This is a genomic window from Alkalihalophilus lindianensis, from assembly GCF_032843265.1.
Taxonomy (GTDB): domain Bacteria; phylum Bacillota; class Bacilli; order Bacillales; family Bacillaceae_D; genus Alkalihalophilus; species Alkalihalophilus lindianensis.
Map to the genome: position 1 here is coordinate 1 of NZ_JAWJBA010000586.1, position 258 is coordinate 258.

Consider the following 258-nt stretch of genomic DNA (forward strand, 5'->3'; position numbering starts at 1 on the left):
CCCCCGACGACCTGCAAGCCTGGAAAGAGGGGCGCACCGGTTTCCCGCTGATCGACGCCGCCATGCGCCAGCTGCTGCACACCGGCTGGATGCACAACCGCCTGCGCATGGTGGTGGCCATGTTCCTCAGCAAGAACCTGCTGATCGACTGGCGCCTGGGCGAGCGCCACTTCATGCGCCACCTGATCGACGGTGACCTGGCTGCCAACAATGGCGGCTGGCAGTGGAGCGCCTCCACCGGCACCGACGCTGTGCCCT

At 67.4% G+C, this 258-nt stretch carries 1 protein-coding gene; it reads left to right on the forward strand.

The window, feature by feature from the left end; translation table 11 throughout:
* The coding region (locus RYX56_RS23535; protein ID WP_317124279.1) for an FAD-binding domain-containing protein at nucleotides 1-258 on the forward strand (258 nt) is incomplete at both ends.